The organism is Paenibacillus sp. D2_2 (assembly GCF_031199965.1).
GTDB lineage: Bacteria > Bacillota > Bacilli > Paenibacillales > Paenibacillaceae > Fontibacillus.
This window is the reverse complement of sequence record NZ_CP133605.1, coordinates 5,442,582-5,461,933: the sequence shown is the minus strand read 5'-3', so window position 1 is coordinate 5,461,933 and position 19,352 is coordinate 5,442,582. Positions and strand designations below refer to the sequence as shown.

The following is a 19,352-nucleotide window of genomic DNA, read 5'->3' as shown; positions in this document are numbered from 1 at the left end:
CAGCAAGTACCGGCCGATTTATTTAAGATGGGGTGAAGATGGTTATTTGTACACCACCTTGGCGAGGCGCTTGATCGTTGTTAACCCGATTACACTTGAATACGTACAGCTTAGTGAAGAGGTTGTTGGCATTATGGATCTTGATCGTTACGGACGGTTGTATTATGCCAAAGGAAAAGAGCTGTATCGGCTTATTCCGCCGGGTAATCTTTTTAAATGATTATTTCGTTATCAATCATTTTCGTCATATGATGTGGGCACGACAGCTAGTTATGAAGGCTGGAAGAAGTATGGATAACGAACGCCGTTATGAAGACATCGACAACGAAGAAGGGAGCTCAATCTATGAACCAGCAACCGTTCCTGTCCAAACTCGAACTTGTTCGGCGAGTTCGGCGTAGGAGCTCATGGAAAGACTGGGAATTATACATGATGTTAATTCCTGGGCGTTGTTTTTTATTCTGTTTAGATATTTCCCAATGTGGGGAATCATCATCTCCTTCCAGGATTATAATCCGTTCGGCGGAATCTGGAAGAGCGATTGGGTCGGTCTTAGGCATTTCGAAGCGCTGCTGCAGTATGACGGGTTCTGGCGTATATTTCGCAACTCGATTGTGCTTAGTATGCTGAACTTGGTTTTTTACTTCCCGATGCCGATTATTTTGGCACTGATGCTGAACGAGGTTCGCAAACGGGCTTTCCGCAATACGATTCAGTCGATTATTTACATGCCTCATTTTATTTCATGGGTTGTCGTGGCTGGGATCACTTATTTGCTTCTGGGTACACAGGGGGAGTCGTAAATGAGTTCATCGTCAAAGCTGGGGGTGAACCGGTCAATTTCCTAACCTCGAATAACTGGTTCCGCGGCTTGATTGTATCGCAGAGCATTTGGAAAGAAGCGGGGTGGGGAACGATTATTTTCCTTGCTGCTCTGTCCGGCATTGATCCTCAACTCTACGAAGCGGCAGTTGTGGATGGTGCGAACCGTTGGAGACAGATCTGGCATATTACGCTGCCGGCGATTCGAAGTACCATCCTCATTATGCTGATTTTGAGACTAGGCCATGTTCTTGATAACGGGTTCGAACAAATTTTTCTGATGCTGAATGCTACGACTTACGAGGTCGGCGACGTATTTGAAACATATGTCTATCGCGAAGGTCTCGTAGGCGGTAACTATAGCTATACTACTGCGGTTGGACTTTTTAAATCGGTGGTTGGCCTGATTATGGTCGTCATGGCGAACCGTCTAGCCAAACGCTTCGGGAGGAGGGAGTGTACTGATGAGACAATTTCGCCTATCCGGGGACGTAATATTCAGGGGCATTAATGGCTTCTTGTTGATTCTTTGCGGAACTGCTACATTGTTTCCTTTCCTTTATGTGGTAGCAGTATCGCTGTCGCCAATGGAGCAGGTTATGCGCGGGGACTGATTTTGTGGCCAGAGAAATTCAACTGGGATTCCTATTCGATGATTCTCTCAAATTCACATTTCATGCAAGCGCTCTGGATGACCATATCGATTACAATCGTCGGAACGGCTACTAATCTGGCTTTGACCGTATTGATGGCCTATCCACTCTCCAAAACCCGATTAAAGGGACGGCGCGCTATTCTGTTTCTCGTCCTATTTACGATGCTGTTCAGTGGGGGATGATTCCCAGTTACCTAGTAATGAAATGGCTGAATTTACTGAATTCATTCTGGTCAGTCATTATGCCGGGCGCAATCAGCGCATTTAATCTGATTATTCTGAAAAACTTCTTCCAGAGCATTCCTGAGGCGCTTGAGGAATCGGCCCGCATTGATGGGTGCAGCCATTTCAGAGTATTGTTAAAAATCGTACTGCCACTTTCGATGCCTGCCTTGGCTACCTTTACATTATTTTATGCGGTCGGGCATTGGAATCAATTCTTTCAATCGATTATGTATGTAACGAATTCGAATATGTGGCCGATTCAAGTCATTCTGAGACAGATGATTATACAGGGCTCTACAGAGGAGTATCAAGCGGCTATTGCCAATGAAGGCATCCAGGTTCTTCCGATGACGATCAAAATGGCAGCGATTGTAGTCGCTACGGTTCCAATTCTGCTCGTCTATCCATTCCTGCAGAAGCATTTTGCCAAGGGCGTGTTGCTTGGGTCGGTCAAAGGCTGATTTACCCAACCGGTCGAAATAACGCTCAGACTTAATGCCTTACCTAAAAATGAATGCGCATACATTAACGGCAAGCTGCAGAGTATCTGCTTGCGATATATCATCATTTAAGGAGGGTCAATGAAAATATGAAGATGAACTGGAGAAAAATTGTTAGCTTCACTGTAGCGTCGGCTTTGCTAGCGACCATTGTTACGGGCTGTGGCAGCAAGGCGGGCAAGAGTGATACGGGAAGCGGTAAGGATTCGAAAGACAGACTCAAGATCAGTATGATGTATCCGCTTAGCGGGGATGCCCCGAAGAAGGGCGAAGCCTGGAAGTGGCTGGAGGACAAATTTAATGTTGAGCTAGATCTAATGGCGATCCCAGCTAACGGATATACCGAGAAGCTTAGATTAACTGTTGCATCAGGTGAGCTTCCGGATATGATGGTCTGAACACGTATCCGGACCCGGAATTTGTCAAATACGTGAAGCAAGGCGCTTTCTTTAAGCTTGACGATATTATTGGCAATTATAAGAATCTGATGGAGACGCCACAGCAGGCATTTGATAATGTGAAGGTGGATAAGAAGCTGTATTCAGTTCCACGCACGCGTCCGCTGCAGACGAACGCTGTCTTGATCCGCAAGGACTGGCTTGATAATCTGGGGCTCCCGGTTCCTGTAACGACGGAGGACTTCACGAATGTCGCGCTCAAGTTCACGACGGATGACCCGGACAAGAATGGCAAGGCGGATACGTTCGGTATCGGTGTAGGTGAGGATCTAAGCTTCCTCGATCAGCTATGGATGGCCTTTGATGCGGGGAATGGCTGGCGCAAGATGGAGGATGGCACGCTGATGAACTCAGATGTTACACCGGGACGCAAGGAGGCGCTTGGCTGGCTAGCGGATCTTTATAAGCAGGGCGCCATCGATAAGGACTTTCCGGTTCTGAAGTATACGCAGGTGAATGATAAATTTATCGCCGGCAAGGCCGGAATTCTGATCGGCGGTGGTATCGCCAACTACGGGCAGTTCACAGTTGATATGAAGAAGGTGAATCCGAACGCCGAGATTATAATGATTGATCCGCCAACCGGACCGAGTGGTACGAAGGGAACGCCGCAGTCTGCCGGACTTTACGGGCATTGGGTTATCAGCTCCAAGGCTTCGCAGGAGAAGGTGAATAAAATCATGGAGATTCTCGATTGGGAGGCCACCGATGAAGCGATGAATTTCAAGCGTACTGGGATCGAAGGCGTTCACTATAAACTCGATAATGGCGCTCCTGTCGTGAATGATCAATATAATGCCGATGGTGTCATCAACCTGATCGCACATAACAAATATAATCCTTATTTCACGACGCCTGGCGCGACAGAGGAAGTTGCACAGGCGCAGCTTGATCAATGGAAGAACATTGAACAGCTCGGTGTTCCTAACCCGGCAATCGCCGCTTTGACCCCTACCATGCAGGAGAAGATGGTCGATCTTGAGAAGTATAGTACTGAGACATTTATCAAGATCGTTACCGGTGATTTGCCGTTAAATTCATTCGATAAGTATGTGGAGGAGTGGATGAATAAAGGCGGCAAGAAAATGACGGATGAAGTGAACGAATGGTATAAGCAACAGTAATAGAAAATTTACTTATTTTTTTGCGGGGACTTTACGGTCCCTGTTCTTGCTTGTGTCCGCAAAAGGCAACCGACTACTGTCCATAGGAAGTGAGCACTCATGAAGCGGTTTTCCGTGAAGCGCAATATCCGTTTGAAGCTGGTGCTGGCCGCCTGTCTATTGTCGATCCTTCCGGTACTCATCGTTAGTATCGGTTCGTATCAGATCGCATCTACCAGTTTACAGCAGGAAGTAGGTCGGGCCAAGCGAGAAACGCTGAAGCAGGTCCAGCAGAGGATTGACGACAAGCTCGTTGCCCTGAATAAAACGATCCTTCAGCATCTATTCAATCCTTCCTTAGACGAATTTCTAAAATTGGATGATCCATATAAGGATCTTAGGCTTTATAAAGAGGCTGTGGCAATCTTAAACTCGATTGAGGTGCTGGTTGATAACGTCGATTCAGCGGAGCTGTATTTTATGAAGGAGGATAAAATTCTGTCCGTGAATAACGGATTGAATTCGGCCGAGAATATGGACCCTGAGTTGAAAGCCAGGCTTCAAGGGCACCATGAACCGTACTTCTGGATCGATCGAAAGACGGATAGTCAGATGACGCGCGGTGGTTCGCAAGAGGTTACGTATGTTCGGGAGGTCCCGGTTCAGGGAGATACTCCTCGTGGATATATCATTGTCAAATTAAACGACCGGGCATTCTTTCAGATATATAGCGAGATGGACCGGGAAGTGAACAGTGAGATGCTCGTCCTGACGGCTTCGGGCAACATTTTCTCAGATTGGAATAAAAGTCTGCTGCAGGACGATCTCGCTTCGTACCGCTTCTTATTGGACATTAAAGTGAGCGGGCTGCAGGAGAATGGTTATACAGCAAAGGTCGATGGGCAAGACATGCTCATCAATTATTGGCAGTCGCCTTATAACGGGTGGAAATATGTATCTGTGGTTCCGGTCAAGGAGCTTACACCACTGTTCATTCGTATTAAGCAGTTGACACTTCTGCTGTGCCTGACGCTCATTATCGGCTGCTTAACGGCAGCGCTTATGCTCTCCAAGCATTTCTATCAGCTGATCAAAAATATATTGGACCTGATTCGTGGCAAGGCGAGCCGATTCCCGACATCAAGCGGTAAGCAGGATGAATTCAGCATTATTCGGCATTATGTGGAGATGCTTCACTCGGTCAACGACTCATTGAATGATCAGATTGAGGAGTCGAGGCCAGTACTGGCCGCGGGATTTGTGCAGCATGTTCTGACGGAGGCGGTTCCAGCTGATGAGCTGAGCGAGAAGTTCGATTACTACGACCTGCCGCATATTAGCCCGTACTATACAGTGATGCGCGTTGAGTTGGACAACATACGAGGGCAGACGGAGCGGGATATCAATTTGTTCGTATATGCGGTCAAGAATATTGCTGAAGAAGTTCTTGGCCCCTGTGGAACGGTTATCAAGATGCGTGCCGATGTTGTTTTGCTCATCAATCATAAGCCAGAGGAGATGACTGCAGTAAGGAAAACCGAGGCCTTCCGTCTGGCGGAGGAGATTCACACCATGGTGGAGTGTGTATTGAATATAACGGCTACAGTCGGCGTTGGGAGATGCCATGAGGGGTTCAGCAATATACGCCATTCATTCAAGGAGGCAACGGAGGCGCTGCAATATCGGCTTATTGCTGGTAGCGGAAAGGTAATATATGTAGGCCAGGTTGAGCCTGATACGGAGCGGCACCCGTTCACTTATCCGGCCGAGCTGGAGCAGCAGATTATGCTGCAGGTCAAGTTGGGTAATGAACAGCAGCTCGCTATGCTCCTAGACAAGTTTGGTCAAGGATTGAAGCAGCAGGACGGTATCTCGACGGAGCATGTGCGGATGGCGTTTATGCAGCTCATATCGCGGGTGCTGCGCGAGTTGTATGAGCTTGATCCTGATGGTGGCCCGCTGCTGTTCACATATAGCCTGTATGAGCGGGTGAACGGACTGCGGACGATGAACCAAATGATCGCTTGGTTGAAGGATGAGGTGTTCCCGATTATTTCGCGCCATATTATGTACCGTCGGAATGACAGTAATCATAAATCGATCGAGACGGTGCTGCATTATATTGAGCAGCATTATGACGATGATCTATCCCAGCCGATGATGGCGGAGTTAGCAGGCATGCCAGCCTCGCATTTCAGTCATATTTTCAAGGAGGAACTGGGCATGACGTTCAGCGACTATTTGATCGCGTATCGAATGGAGAAGGCTAAGGAGCTGCTAGCTTCTACGGATATGAAGGTAGCGGAAATTGCAGAGAAGCTGCGTTATAACAATTCTCAGAACTTCATTCGTGTGTTCAAGCGGATCCATGGATCTACTCCAGGGGATTTCAGGGCGTCATGGATGGGTCGATCTTCGGGTACTAACAAGCTGGCTAGCGGGCAGCCGACGAGGTTAGGGAAGGGAAGTGGGACAATTGAGTAACCAAGTCTACGATGTTGCTGTAATAGGTGGCGGCCCTGCCGGCATCGCGGCAGCATTAGCGGCTGCGCGTTGTGGTGCGAGCGTTATTCTAGTGGAGCGGTACGGATTCTTAGGCGGGATGTCAACCGCTTCCCTGGTATATCCATGGATGACATTCCATACGGCTTCCGGAGAGCAGGTGGTTAAAGGGATTCCGCAGGAGATAGTTGATCGCCTCATTGCGTTAGGGGCGTCTCCAGGTCATTTACGGATACGATCGGTTTTGTGCATACTTTGACTCCGTTTCGTCCCGAAGTATTTAAATGGCTGGTGTTTCGCATGCTTCAGGAGGCCGGAGTGAAGCTTCTGCTGCATTCACTTGTAGTAGAGGTGCAAATGTCCGGCAAGCATCTTGACGGAGTCGCCGTCTGGAACAAAGGCGGGAAAATGACGATAGAGGCAAGGGTATTCGTTGATGCGACAGGAGATGCGGATGTTGCGTATTTAGCTGGCGCTAGCTTTGAGCAGGGCAATGAAGCGGGAAAAGTTCAGCCAATGACGATGAAGTTCCGGATGAAGGGCGTCAGATTGGATGAAGTGACTGAATATATGAAACGGCATCCTGAGGAGTTCTATGAGAAATCATTGATCTCCGAGCTGGGACATCTTCCACTGACGGGAGTTATGGGATTCTACAGCAAGTGGCGGCAGGCTGGACTTCCCATTCCGAGAGACGGAGTCTTGTTCTTCACTGGGCCGGAGCCTGACGAGGTGTTAATCAATGTGTCACGTGTCTCCGGTCTGGACCCGACCAAGCCCGAGGATTTAACAGCGGCGGAAATTGAAGGGCATGAGCAGGTGCAACTTCTAGAGCGGTTCTTCAGATCAGACATTCAAGGCTTCTCTGGCGCTTATGTGTCTCAGACCGGGGCTCAGATCGGAGTGAGGGAAACACGGCGTATAGTGGGCGAGTATGTGCTAAATGGGGTTGATGTGCTAAGCGGCCGTACGTTCGATGACGTCATTGCGCGAAGTGGTTATCCGATCGACATCCATAACCCTCAAGGAAGCGGAGTGACAGCAAACTTCATAAAGGATGGCGGTGCTTACGATATTCCGTACCGTTCTTTGGTACCGGTTGGTGTAGAAAACATATTGCTTGCTGGCCGCTGCATCTCAACAACGCATGAAGCACAGGCGACGACTCGACTGACATCAAGCTGTATGGCACTCGGTCAAGCGGCGGGGATAGCTGCTGCACTTGCCAGCGCCCGCAATTCCGACGTCCGGGATATACCGGTGAAGGAACTGCAGCGGAAATTGCGCGCTGCGGGTGCAGAATTAGGAAGAAAAGAGGTAGAGTAGCATTGTACTTCTGCTCTAAAGTATCGGAAGTAACTAGGCAATAGCTCAGCCCGGAAAATGACGAGGCCCGATTCGCTTGATTAAGAGCAAATCGGGCTTTTTCGGTTTTTGAATAGCAAATCTACAATCGCTGTTCCACTGCGAAACGGTATAATATATGGTTAGAAGTGGACATTAACATAAGAATAAGACAATGTGTTCAATGGAATATACAACTGATATGTAAATGATCTAGAAAAAAACAGGCGGAAGCAAAGGAGAGACTATGACAAAGGATAAAGAAATGGGATGGAACTTCGATAACAGCTATGCCCGATTGCCAGAATCATTTTTTACCCGTATTGACCCAACTCCGGTGCGCTCGCCAAAGTTGATAGTACTCAATCATCCGTTAGCATCCTATCTGGGGCTGGATATTAAGGCACTGCAAAGCGATGAAGGTGTTGCGGTACTTGCGGGGAACCTGACCCCCGAGGGGACTACACCTATTGCTCAAGCATATGCAGGGCATCAGTTCGGTTATTTTAATATGCTGGGAGACGGCCGGGCCATACTGTTAGGTGAACAGATCTCGCCACAAGGGAAGAGGTTGGATATCCAACTTAAGGGCCCAGGTAGAACACCCTATTCTCGTGGCGGAGATGGCCGGGCTGCGCTTGGTCCTATGCTACGTGAATATATCATTAGCGAAGCTATGCATGCGCTAGGTATACCTACTACCCGTAGTCTGGCCGTAGTGGCAACAGGACAGCCCGTAACCCGTGAGCGAGAGTTTCCGGGAGCCATTCTAACACGAATAGCGGCCAGTCATATAAGGGTGGGTACATTTCAATACGTGGCTAATTATGGCACGGTTCAGGATCTACGCATCCTGGCTGACTATACAATAGAGCGCCATTATCCGGGTATAGAAGCGGATGGTAGCCGATACCTTAAGTTTCTTGAAGAAGTCACCCAGCGGCAGGCCGCGCTTATTGCTAAATGGCAGCTTGTTGGCTTCATTCATGGAGTGATGAACACGGACAACATGACCATTAGCGGGGAAACAATCGATTATGGACCTTGTGCCTTTATGGATACCTATGATCCTGCAACAGTGTTCAGTTCTATTGATTCGCAAGGACGCTATGCTTATGGCAATCAACCATATATCGCAGGCTGGAATCTGGCAAGGTTCGCCGAGACGCTGCTGCCGCTCTTGCACGATGACCAGGAGCAGGCAATCGAGTTGGCTCAGGACAAGATTTCTACGTTTATGGATTTGTATCATGAGAAATGGCTCACGGGCATGAGAGCTAAGCTAGGGATAATGAATGAAGAGAAGCAGGATGAGCAACTCATTAATGATCTTCTCAGCATGATGGAAAAGTATCGTGCAGATTATACCAACACCTTCCGTGCACTAACTCTAGCTACACCTGAAGATACGGACCTGTTTAGAGCTCCCGAGTTCGTTAAGTGGTATGAACTTTGGAAGGAGAGACTAGGCCGACAACAGGAATCAGAGATGTCCTCAAATGAGTTGATGCGTAATAGCAATCCTGCCATAATTCCACGGAATCATCGGGTTGAAGCTGCATTGGAAGCAGCGACGGAGCAGGGAGACCTCAGCGTCATGGAACGGCTTCTGAATGCTCTATCCAATCCGTATGGATATTCTGAAGAGCAAATGGAGTACTGCTCATTACCTGAATGGACCAAGCCATACCGAACCTATTGTGGAACGTGATCAGCTATTCGACGGTCGGCATTAGGCTACGACGGCCTAGTCATGGAGATTGGAGTTATTAACTAGGGTACGGTTCCCATCTATAGGAATGGGGGCCGTATCTTTTTTAATTGGCCATTTGGTGAAATATCCCTAAAAATATATTGCGTTTTAGAGTAAAAATAATTACTATGTAAAGTAAGGAGGTGCCAGAATATGGATGAAGAGTTGCAGCTAAACGTTCCGCTATTGCGTCGTCGTGTTCCCAATCTTACTACTGCGGCACGGGAAGCTGGACTGAGAGCGGCGACTGTTTCTAACCTATGTACGGGGAAGATACCAGTCGGCCGGGCTGAAGTGAGGACCTTGGTGGCACTCGCTAATTTGGCAGGATGTAGTCTTGATGAACTCATTATTAGAGGGAGTGGAGTACGGATGATCGAGACAGGAATTAAAGCCTTGGATTTATTGGCTCCAGCAGTGCGTGGCGGAACGATCGGCTTTGTGGCTAGACCTAATATGGGACAATTGGTGTTGTTAGCGGAATTTATGCTGAGAATGAAAAAGCGTGGGTTTGCAACGATCTTCTGGGATCCAGGTTCAGATGTTCCTGGTATCCATCACGTTCAAGCACAATCTGAATTTACACATGCTACAGAGGATGAAGTTTATAGTCGTATTGCAGATCTCCGTGATGAGAAAGATGTCTTGCTTGGGGCTGATCGAAGCAAGGTTCTATCCGGTGAATTGCTGTCTTTACGAGAAAGACTAAAAGAAGCTGGTGCTAGGCCGATTACCATAGCGCTCGTAGATATTAAATGTGAAGTTGCTGACGAAGAAGCTGCATATGGTCCGCTGGATACACTATGGAGATTTGATTCAGACTTAATTAGCCGTAGCATTTATCCGGCAATTGATCCAATCGTATCTACTTCGACGGTCCTTGAAGGGGCATATCTTGATGCTGTTCATTTAGCTACGCAGCAGCGCGCAAGGAAACTACTTCGTCGTTATAGAGAGCTAAGAGCGCTTGTAACCGTACAAGGTTTTGACAAAATATCTGAATTAGATTCGCAGCTTTACAAGCGGGAGAGAGGCTTGAAGCTTATCTAGCGCAACCATTCTATGTTTCGGAGCCATATACTCAGAAAACAGGCGAGTGGCTGACACTTTATGAAACAATAGAAGATGTTAAGCGAATTCTGGATGGTGAGACGGATGGGGCTGAACCTTCAGAGCTTTTCTTCAGAGGACGTTTGGAGGTTCTTAATTAATAGTAGGGAAAGTGCAATTTAATTTGCTTTGGTGAATGGTTTGGGCCGATCAATGTGATCGGCTCATTTCTATTTTTATATGGGGTCGCATATCAGGTATTAAAGACAAGCGGCGATTTGTATATTTAAAGAAGACTGATATTATTAATGAATTTGCGAAGAGGAGGCTTTTGAATGGAAGTCTTATCGATCGTACTGCAAAGTTTATTGGCACTCTTATTTCTAATAGCGGGTTTGGGAAAATTAGCGGGATTCAAAATGCATATTGAGAACTTTCAACATTGGCGGCTTCCGCAATGGTTCCGGATTGTTACAGGAATAGTTGAACTTGCAGGTGCTGTAGCCTTAATCGTCGGTTATTGGGATTTGAGCTGGGTGGCTCTTGGAGCGTTAATCCTTGGAATCACAGGCATTGGCGGGATTATGACGCATCTTCGGGCCCAGGATTCTTTCAAACAAATGTTCATGATTTTTTTGCTGGGCATTATTAGCATTGTATTGTTTGTCATTCATGCATCTAATCTAGCCGATTTTCCAGGGTTTAAATGATAAACGAGCCACAGGTCAGTAATTCCAAGGATTGAACGAATAAGCCTGCATATTTGCAGGCTTTATCTTATTTCGAAGAAGTCCCAAAGTGGTGTTAGTGTAGTTACCGATTGCTAGCAGTTTAGCCCGGATTGTCACAAATTGATCCCTTTTACAATCGAATTCGCCTTGGAATGATAAGATGAATTTCATTTTAGGATATAGGGAATGGTATAATTTCTATAATTAGAGTTATCGCCTTGGGAGGTATAAATGATGAGAGACGATCTTATAGCTAAGTTGGACGGGCTGCATGAAGCAGATGAATTCGAAGAAATTGTAAATACCATAATGGAAATCCCCGCAGAAGATCGAGATTATGAGCTGACCAGTCATTTAGGCCGTGCAATGAATAATCTGGAGCGGTATGAAGAGGCAGTCGAACAGTTTCTGACCATCGCCGAAGAAGGCCAGGATGACCCTTTGTGGCATTATCGCACTGGACTAGCCTATTATTACCTCGAACGGTATGAGGATGCCCGCAGGGAATTCGAGCTGGCTGACAAATTAGATCCGGGTGATGAGGATACGTTGGAGTTCCTGGAGTGGATCGCGAGTAAGACTGCTGAAGAATCCGCGCCGGAGTCCCGTGAAGAGTTGAAGGCTGAATCGGAGAGCCAAGCGGAGGCTAGCCTGGTTAAGAGTTCATTTTCGCCACAGAATACCGATATGAACGACTTTTGGGAGGATAGCGAACACGCGAATGAGTATATCTCCAAGCCAGTCACGGATGAGCAGATTAGCTCTGTGGAAGAACAACTGGTCTTCAAGCTGCCCGCATCCTATATCAACATGATGAAGATACATAATGGAGGGATTCCTCACGCTACACGATACCCGGTAGGGCAGCCAACCTCTCATGGTAAAGACTACATCGTTATTTCGGGTATTTTCGGAATTGGACGGGACAAGCCCAAGTCGCTATGCGGAAAACGGGGCAGCCGATATATGGTTGAGAACTATAACTATCCCGAAATAGGCGTAGTCATTTGTGACTGCCCTTCCGTAGGCGATGCGGTGATGCTGGATTACCGTCCGGCTGGAAATGACGGCGAGCCGGAGGTTATCTATGTGGACCGTGAGAGCAATAACAAGATCATCAAGCTGGCCGATAACTTTGAAGCCTTTATTCAAGGATTAATGAAAGCGGAGAATACTGAAGGATAACTAAAATTAAGAAGACCGGATGGAGAAACGAATCTGACTGCAGCAGTACAAGTAGTACAGCCATTGCAACTGTATCTACTTATGCCAAATGTACTGTTGTATTTAGATCCTCCATCCGGTATTTTTTTGTCTATTATCATTGCAGTACCTCGACCTTTGTGACAGTAGCCAGTTTCATTCAAGCTTGGATGTGTAATGAAATTTTAGTTTTTTCTCCGGACTGTCACATTAGGGCGGGGCTCGTGCGTAGTACAGAATAGAGAGGGTTCAAATGGGCGCCTAAAGAACCTGATCCTTCTGATGTTATACAGAGCAATAATGTAATTTTCCACCTAACACATCAGAAGATCTATTGATTTGAAGAATGACTATGGTATTAAGGATCAATACATCCAGGAAAGGAGTGGGGAGATGGATGAGATTGACTTACATCAGGTTATCCCGGATATCCTCAAAGGGGATGCTTCTCAGTTTGAAAAGATCATGCGCAGATACCAGAAACAGATCTTTTTGTACTGTTACCATATGTTAGGTCATACAGAAGCGGAGGATGGCACACAGGAGGTATTTATTAAGGCGTTCCGGAACTTGAGCAAATATAAGCTAGAGAAGCCTTTTGAAGCCTGGTTGTACACAATAGCCTATAACACCTGCATTGATATTATTCGCAAGCGAAGGCTTGCTAAATATCTCCCATTCCTCTATCGAAGTGATGAACATAACCAACATGTAGATCAAGCCATTGAGGATAACTACTACAACGAGCATGTTCTTCGAACAATGTCCAAACTGACGCCTGAGGAACGAAGCCTGTTGATCCTGCGTTGTGTAGAGGATAAGAGCTATAAGGAGATTGGTGAAATTCTGCAGCAGAACAGCAGCAGTCTCCGTAAGAAATTTGAACGAACGGCCGCCAAATTCAGAAAGTATCATGCTCATACTACAGGGGGGATATCGGATGGAGCACGACAATCATCAAGACCTCAAAACCATATTTTATAATGTCAAAATACCTGAGGCAGATGTAACGAGATCTGTAATGAATAAATTGGAGGAAGATCAAGTGAACAAACGCGTTAAATTTATTGCTAAATATAAGGTGAGTACTCTTGTTGCTATAGGGACGCTGTTGATAGCTTCATCAGCCTTTGCGGCTACACATCTGAACACATTGAGTAACAGCAAAGGTGATGTTGTCTATGAACAGAAGAAGTTTGAGGATTCAGTCATTCCGGGCAATACGAAGGAAAAGCAGATACGCAGCTTGAAGGCATACGGTTTAGGACAAGAATTGTTGCAGCCAGACCAAGCAGCGGCAATTTATATGGCAGGAGATAACTCTGAAGGAGAGCTTCATATCGTCAGAGGATCAGGTTTTGAATTTTCAGATGCTGCTTCACTTCGCAATGAGCTGAAGGGGTCTGGCGCACATATTTTTGATAAGCTCCAAGATAAGTATGATTTTGTCGGCAGTTCCTTGAGATATCACCCTAATGAGCTTACCGATCAAGAAAGAGCTGGGCTAACAGATCAATTAGCGAAGGAAGCCCGGGATTCCCAACAAGAATACGCGATGGAACTGCTGGATGTGTCCAAAGAGTCTTGGAGCATGATGGCTACTTATAAGGGTGAAGGGCAGACCATTCTTGTTCAGCCCATAAGAACGAACGAAAAGGTGACTGTACATCTTTCCGAGGAGTCACCCGCAGAGACAATTATGGTAGACGGTAGTGAGATGTTGTATTCCACATACGAAAGTGGCAGCCAGGGCATACGTTTTATTTACAATATTCCTAATAGCGATTTTCACATTAATTATTATATTGAAGCTTCAAAGGGAGTTGCCAAGGATGATTTGCTTACGATTGCCAAAGCTTATTTACAGAAATCATCAGATTAACTCTGACTCACAACATTCATATTGAGAAGACCCCAAGCGTTTTAGGGGAAACGAAAAAGCACAGAGCAAGCATGTTGGGATTAGCTATGCTCTGTGCTTTTTTATATATAAGCCTTCTATTGACTGTTCTAGCGATTTCGATGATCCGGTACGATAAAGGATACCGTCGTGCCTTCACCGGGCTTGCTGCTAATGGACAAACCCTGGCCGTACAATTGGATCAGCCGCCGATGAGTGTTCGTTACTCCAATTCCGCTCTTACCTTTCATAATCGGATTAAGCAGTTGGTCGATTATGTCCTGATCCATGCCATTACCGTCATCGCAGACTTCGATGAGTGTATCGCTCTTCTGTTGTACAATGCTAATTCGTACGGTACCGCCCTTTAAGCGTCTTAGCAGGCCGTGTCTGACGGCATTCTCGACGAGTGGCTGTATGGACAGGGGAGGTAGCATCAGGTGAATATCCTCCCGGGCCTCCCACACAATGGATAATCTGTCTCCGAAGCGCTCCTTCTCAATATATAAGTAGGCCTCAACCAGTTGTAGCTCGTGGGATAGTGGAACGAGCTCTCCTGTATTAAGGAAGTCAAAGCTAATACGCAAGAAGGATGCAAAGGCATCTCCAAGCTTGATCATTTTCTCTGAGTCAACTTCGCTTAGTGCCATAATGGAATTCAGCGTATTGAACAGAAAATGCGGATGAATCTGCGCCTGCAGATAGGCGGCCTCCATGCGCAGTCGTTCATTGATAGACCTCTTCAGAGTGGTCAGCGCCTTGATTCGGTATCGTAGCTCCATCGCGTCCACGGGCTTGCTCATATAATCATTGGCACCGGACAAGAATCCCGTATAGATATCGGCTGGTTGGCTGCGTGCTGTCAACAGCAGGACTGGAAGCTCGGATACGGAGTAATTCACCCTAATTCTCTGTGTCAGCTCATAACCAGACATATACGGCATCATCACGTCGGCAATCACCAGATCCCATTGTCTAGAACCAAGTAACTTAAGGGCTTCCTGAGCAGAATGAGCCTTCGTAATGCAGTATGGATCCATGGAGAGAATGCCGGCAAGTACATTCAAGTTGACCGGATCATCATCAACGGCAAGAATATGCACGGGTGCGCCATCAAGGAGGGCAGGGCTCATCCCGGTCTCTGTTAATTCACCAATTGAAGTGTCTGGCAGAACCAGTTCGGCGTAATCCTCCTTGAACCGATTGGCCGTCTCTTGGTGATGTGGAGAACTGTGCGATTCTGGGGTATCTGATGAACTGGCTAACGGCAAGTCGAAGCTGAATACCGAACCCTTGCCACTCTCCGAACGGACACTCAATGTTCCTCCATGCAGAGCAATGAATTGTTGGCAGATGCTTAATCCTAGTCCGATTCCTCTTCCATCATTTATTCCGTACATCCCTTGTTCATAAGGGAGAAATATGCGACTTTGCGTCTCTTTATCTATGCCCACTCCTGTATCGGAGACTTGAATAAGGACACGACCATCCTTCACTTCAGCGGACACAGAAATGTTTCCTTCCTCCGTGTACTTGATCGCGTTATGCAATAAATTATATAAGATTTGAACGAGCCTCTTCTCATCAGCTGTAACTGCAGGTAAAGATTCGGCAATATGCATATCAAGTCGGATAGGTTTGTCCTCTACCATGTACCGCAGCATTTCGAATATTCCAGGAACGATCGCTTGAATTTCTAGTGGCTCCTTCTGCAGAGTAATACGATGCTCCTGAAGGCGGGCGACATTTAGCAGATCGTCTAGCAGATATGACATACGGCGACTTATCGTGATAAGTAGGTTCATATTTTTTAGACTCGTCTGGTCAAGCTTCTGCTGTTCCTTGGTCAGGATGGTATTAGCAATATTCATAATTCCATGTAGCGGCGTTCTCAGTTCATGTGAAGTATTGGCAAGAAATTGATCCTTGAGCTTGTCTTCCTTCTTCAGCTTCTCAGTGAGCTTGGCATTCTCAGCAGATTTGAGGAAGAACTCTCTGAACCAGTATGTTGCGAAACCGATAATCGCTGCGATCAAGTCCAAGGGATAGTAGACGACAGACGTATCTTTGTAGGAGTTCAATAAGGTCCAGAGTATGTTCGATATGATACCTGTCGCAGACAGCAGCAGGAAGAACCTGCGGTGTCATTCTGTTCTTTGAGAATGATTAGAATTATTGCGTAAACGAACCTAAGAAATGGCAGTATATATAGTAATCCGAATATCCCCAGATCAATGGATCTATTGGCGAATGTAGCAGGTGCGACTAGTAGAGATGCAGTATATAGAGTAAGCAATGTGGTATAGATATTCAACCACCAGACACTGTTCAACTTGTAAGAAGTGAGCCCTCTGAATACAAGTAGGATAAGCAGGGGCTGCCACAACTGGGAGAGCAGCTTCACTTTGAGTGCCCATGTATAGTTAATCGGAAGCCATACCAAGAGCAGATTATCATAGCCTGCTATTGTCGCTGTAGCCACTGCTATCGTTAATAGGAAGACTAGCGCTAGGGTCCTCTCTTTAGGGTTGAACAGATAAAAAATAAAGATGTATAGGCCATGAAGCATTAGCGTAATAAATGTGACCAACTGGAATCCAATCGAGTACCAGCGTGTATAATCGATTGCGGCCTGGGAACCGAAACGAATCGATTGTACGATACCTCCATTGTAAGGATTATCAAAATTAGCGACTTGAATGATCAGCTCGATTTCTCTTGTTCCTAGTCTTGAATAGGAGGAGGTATAGGAAGGATTACTTGGCTTATAATACCGTTTATCTACATCCGGTTTACCGATGGAACTCTCGGCTACTCCATTTAGTTGTACAGCAGAAGAAGCTTGAATGCCCCGCAGCCAGAATGCGACGGGCTGTTCTAGCGGATCGAACAGAATCCTCAGCCGATAGGTTCCGTAGCCATAAGATAGATTCACTCCCTCGGAGATGTTCTTCCCCAATTACCCGGAACTTGGACATAGTTAGCCGTTTGTTTGCTCGCCTGCAGATCCTGGTGAGATAACAACTGCCCCGGATAGAATTCCCATTGCCCATTTAGAGCAAAGGTAGAGGTATTGTTTAACTCTCTGCCGCGGAGATCAATCATACCGTTGACAGCGCTCAAGGGCTCCGCTGGGGGAAAGATAACCTCGGACCAAACCCAGCGGAGGCCGAGCAAAATACTTATAAACAAGGTGACAATTGCTATATATTTCGTGGTTGAATGTTTTAATCGCATCATAACAATAAGAATTCGACAAGAAAGGGGATGATTCCTTGAGCGGAACATCTGATGGCCCATATTATTTATTAAAATTTGAAATGAGAACGGGGCACTGACCTAGTACCGACTCTGCTATTTCTTCAGCGGCAAAGGCTCGAACAGCAGCACAAAAGGAAGATTGCTACCTGCTGCAGGGCTGATCCAAATCTCTACGCTTTCCTCCTGGTTGCCTGTCCGATAGAGTACACTGGCGGTACTGGATATATCTTCTTTGCCGCTATGACCGAAGGTGACTACTTCGCCATTTACGACCGCAGATCCAACAAACAGTCCGCCACGCGGATTGAACAGAATTAGTGTATTCGCTGCAACATGATTTAATTTCAGCTTGTAAATCAAGCCATAATTACCGGAATTCAAGGCTTCAGTCCCTTTGATCCCATCTAGTCCTTGTTGAAATGGATCTTCTCTATTGTCGGTTAGAGAGAGCTTGACCGAGCGGGTACCGACAGGATCGTTATATACAAATACGCGTGTCGAATCCGCAAAGGTTCCACGGACAATAGATTCATTAGGGTCTAGATAAGGTAATTTCTCTAGATCAGCGATCGGGTCACGTTTCGCCGAGACCAGCATAGAGGTGTAACGAATAGGCGCATCACTGCTTAGGTCCCCGGTGAAGGTGATAATCTCATTAGGTTTCATCGGATTCTTATTGATACTATTCCAGATGATTCGTTTCTCTCCCGGTTGTAGGGTTATCTTCTGAGCATTCTTCCCGGCCAATAAACCCTCAAAGTAACGGGTTAACGACATTCGGCCTGCCCATTCCGCATAGGATGTCGGACCAGCCATGGCTTCATTCTTGAGCGTGATGGTAACTGGTGAAGTGCCTGGATTCTCAGCAAGAACATAGAGTTTGGCTAGCTGTCCGATTTGGTTCTTATGATGCAGCAGAAATCTGGCGTCACCGGAGATTGTATCCTGATAGAGAATGCCTTCTGAATTGATCGATTCGGGTCCACTACTGCGGAATAAGGTTATGGGCTCTGTCTGGTAGCTATAAGGAATTGCTTCCATCGCTTTCACGGAGTAGCCATCAATAGCGAGTTTATTCCCTATCGGTGTAAAAAGCTTGTAGAACTCTTCATGGGTATACAGCGTTTCATTGGAAATTTTGATTGTTTTGCTGAATTCACCTATGGCTCCGTGCCGGTCCTTCACCTCAAGGTTTATTGTAACGCTGCCCGGTGTGAAGAAGGCTTCTTCCTTATTTGACCATATCCTGTCGACTATGGCGTCCTCATCATCCGAGCTTAGGTCCGTATAAATGATCGGTTCGCCCATGCGGTATTCGTCTTTATCGGTTGAGAAATTAGCGACTGGAGGTTCGTTGGGTTTGACTACTTCCAAATTTACTTTAAAAGGATCGCTCCATACCCCTTCCGAGTCCTGCACGGAGTAACTAACGGAATAGGAGCCGGGTTTATCGAATACCTCTTCCTTTCCTTCCCAACGTTCATCGACAATATCCAGTCCCAGCGGGGAATATGAATATGGCTCATAGATTACAGTCGTCTCACCGGCGACAATCTCCTCTGGTTGCACTTTGAACGAAGCTACTGGCTTAGTGGAACGTTGCAAGGTGATGGTCTTGTTTTCCACTGTATAAGGAATATTCAAGCATTGAAGGAATGGAATTAGAGGGACCATTAGCACGTTGTTGTCCGTATAAGGAGCAGTCTTCAAAGGGTAAGATGTTCCGTTAAGGACATAGCTCTTACTGTTGTTCTTATATTTCAACTCCACGCCTTCAAGCTGAATAATCGTCTCATTGGTCTTGGAGTTTATAGTTACGGTTGCTCCCAGGCGTTCAGCCATGAA

At 46.5% G+C, this 19,352-nt stretch carries 12 protein-coding genes and 4 pseudogenes; 13 read left to right on the top strand and 3 right to left on the bottom strand.

Annotated features, from left to right (window positions below):
* Window positions 1–58 precede the first annotated feature (58 nt).
* The 13 genes and pseudogenes from RE628_RS27910 (at window position 59) to RE628_RS27845 (ending at window position 14,228) form a co-directional block, all read left to right on the top strand.
* Window positions 59–220 (top strand): hypothetical protein, encoded by a 162-nt coding sequence (locus RE628_RS27910; protein WP_309156591.1) that lies wholly within the window; start codon window positions 59–61, stop codon window positions 218–220.
* 125 nt (window positions 221–345) lie between these two features.
* A pseudogene (locus RE628_RS27905) lies at window positions 346–1,287 on the top strand (ABC transporter permease).
* Window positions 1,287–2,163, top strand: a pseudogene (locus RE628_RS27900) (carbohydrate ABC transporter permease). Before RE628_RS27905 ends, RE628_RS27900 begins: the two co-directional pseudogenes overlap by 1 nt.
* 128 nt (window positions 2,164–2,291) lie before the next feature.
* Window positions 2,292–2,600, top strand: a complete 309-nt coding sequence (locus RE628_RS27895; protein ID WP_309156590.1) for a hypothetical protein — start codon at window positions 2,292–2,294, stop codon at window positions 2,598–2,600.
* Window positions 2,601–2,632: 32 nt separating this feature from the next.
* Window positions 2,633–3,784 (top strand): extracellular solute-binding protein, encoded by a 1,152-nt coding sequence (locus RE628_RS27890; protein WP_309156589.1) that lies wholly within the window; start codon window positions 2,633–2,635, stop codon window positions 3,782–3,784.
* Window positions 3,785–3,883: 99 nt separating this feature from the next.
* Window positions 3,884–6,247 (top strand): helix-turn-helix domain-containing protein, encoded by a 2,364-nt coding sequence (locus RE628_RS27885; protein ID WP_309156588.1) that lies wholly within the window; start codon window positions 3,884–3,886, stop codon window positions 6,245–6,247.
* Window positions 6,240–7,591: pseudogene (locus RE628_RS27875) on the top strand (FAD-dependent oxidoreductase). The gene RE628_RS27885 and the pseudogene RE628_RS27875 overlap by 8 nt, the downstream one beginning before the upstream one ends.
* Before the next feature lie 265 nt (window positions 7,592–7,856).
* Complete coding sequence (locus RE628_RS27870; RefSeq protein WP_309156584.1) at window positions 7,857–9,320, top strand: protein adenylyltransferase SelO; 1,464 nt, start codon at window positions 7,857–7,859, stop codon at window positions 9,318–9,320.
* Between the two features lie 195 nt (window positions 9,321–9,515).
* Window positions 9,516–10,573, top strand: a pseudogene (locus tag RE628_RS27865) (hypothetical protein).
* Between the two features lie 174 nt (window positions 10,574–10,747).
* Window positions 10,748–11,122 carry a DoxX family protein gene (locus RE628_RS27860; protein ID WP_309156583.1) on the top strand — a complete coding sequence of 125 codons (375 nt, stop codon included), beginning with the start codon at window positions 10,748–10,750 and terminating at the stop codon, window positions 11,120–11,122.
* Between the two features lie 255 nt (window positions 11,123–11,377).
* Entirely contained in the window at window positions 11,378–12,328 is a 951-nt protein-coding gene (locus tag RE628_RS27855; RefSeq protein ID WP_309159600.1) for an SMI1/KNR4 family protein, read from the top strand.
* 357 nt (window positions 12,329–12,685) lie between these two features.
* Window positions 12,686–13,330: an RNA polymerase sigma factor gene (locus RE628_RS27850; RefSeq protein WP_309156582.1), complete on the top strand. Its 645-nt coding sequence runs from the start codon at window positions 12,686–12,688 to the stop codon at window positions 13,328–13,330.
* A 37-nt stretch (window positions 13,331–13,367) separates the two neighbouring features.
* Entirely contained in the window at window positions 13,368–14,228 is an 861-nt protein-coding gene (locus tag RE628_RS27845) for a hypothetical protein (RefSeq protein ID WP_309156581.1), read from the top strand.
* A gap of 128 nt (window positions 14,229–14,356) precedes the next feature.
* On the opposite strand, the gene RE628_RS27840 is transcribed toward RE628_RS27845, so the two are convergent.
* From RE628_RS27840 to RE628_RS27830, 3 genes are all read right to left on the bottom strand, one after another.
* Window positions 14,357–16,327, bottom strand: a complete 1,971-nt coding sequence (locus tag RE628_RS27840; RefSeq protein ID WP_309156580.1) for an ATP-binding response regulator — start codon at window positions 16,325–16,327, stop codon at window positions 14,357–14,359.
* Window positions 16,324–17,205, bottom strand: coding sequence for a hypothetical protein (locus RE628_RS27835; protein ID WP_309156579.1), 882 nt, complete (start codon window positions 17,203–17,205; stop codon window positions 16,324–16,326). The genes RE628_RS27840 and RE628_RS27835 overlap by 4 nt, the downstream gene beginning before the upstream one ends.
* 395 nt (window positions 17,206–17,600) lie before the next feature.
* A complete protein-coding gene (locus tag RE628_RS27830) occupies window positions 17,601–19,349 on the bottom strand; it encodes a stalk domain-containing protein (RefSeq protein ID WP_309156578.1) in 1,749 nt (582 codons plus the stop codon).
* Window positions 19,350–19,352 lie beyond the last annotated feature (3 nt).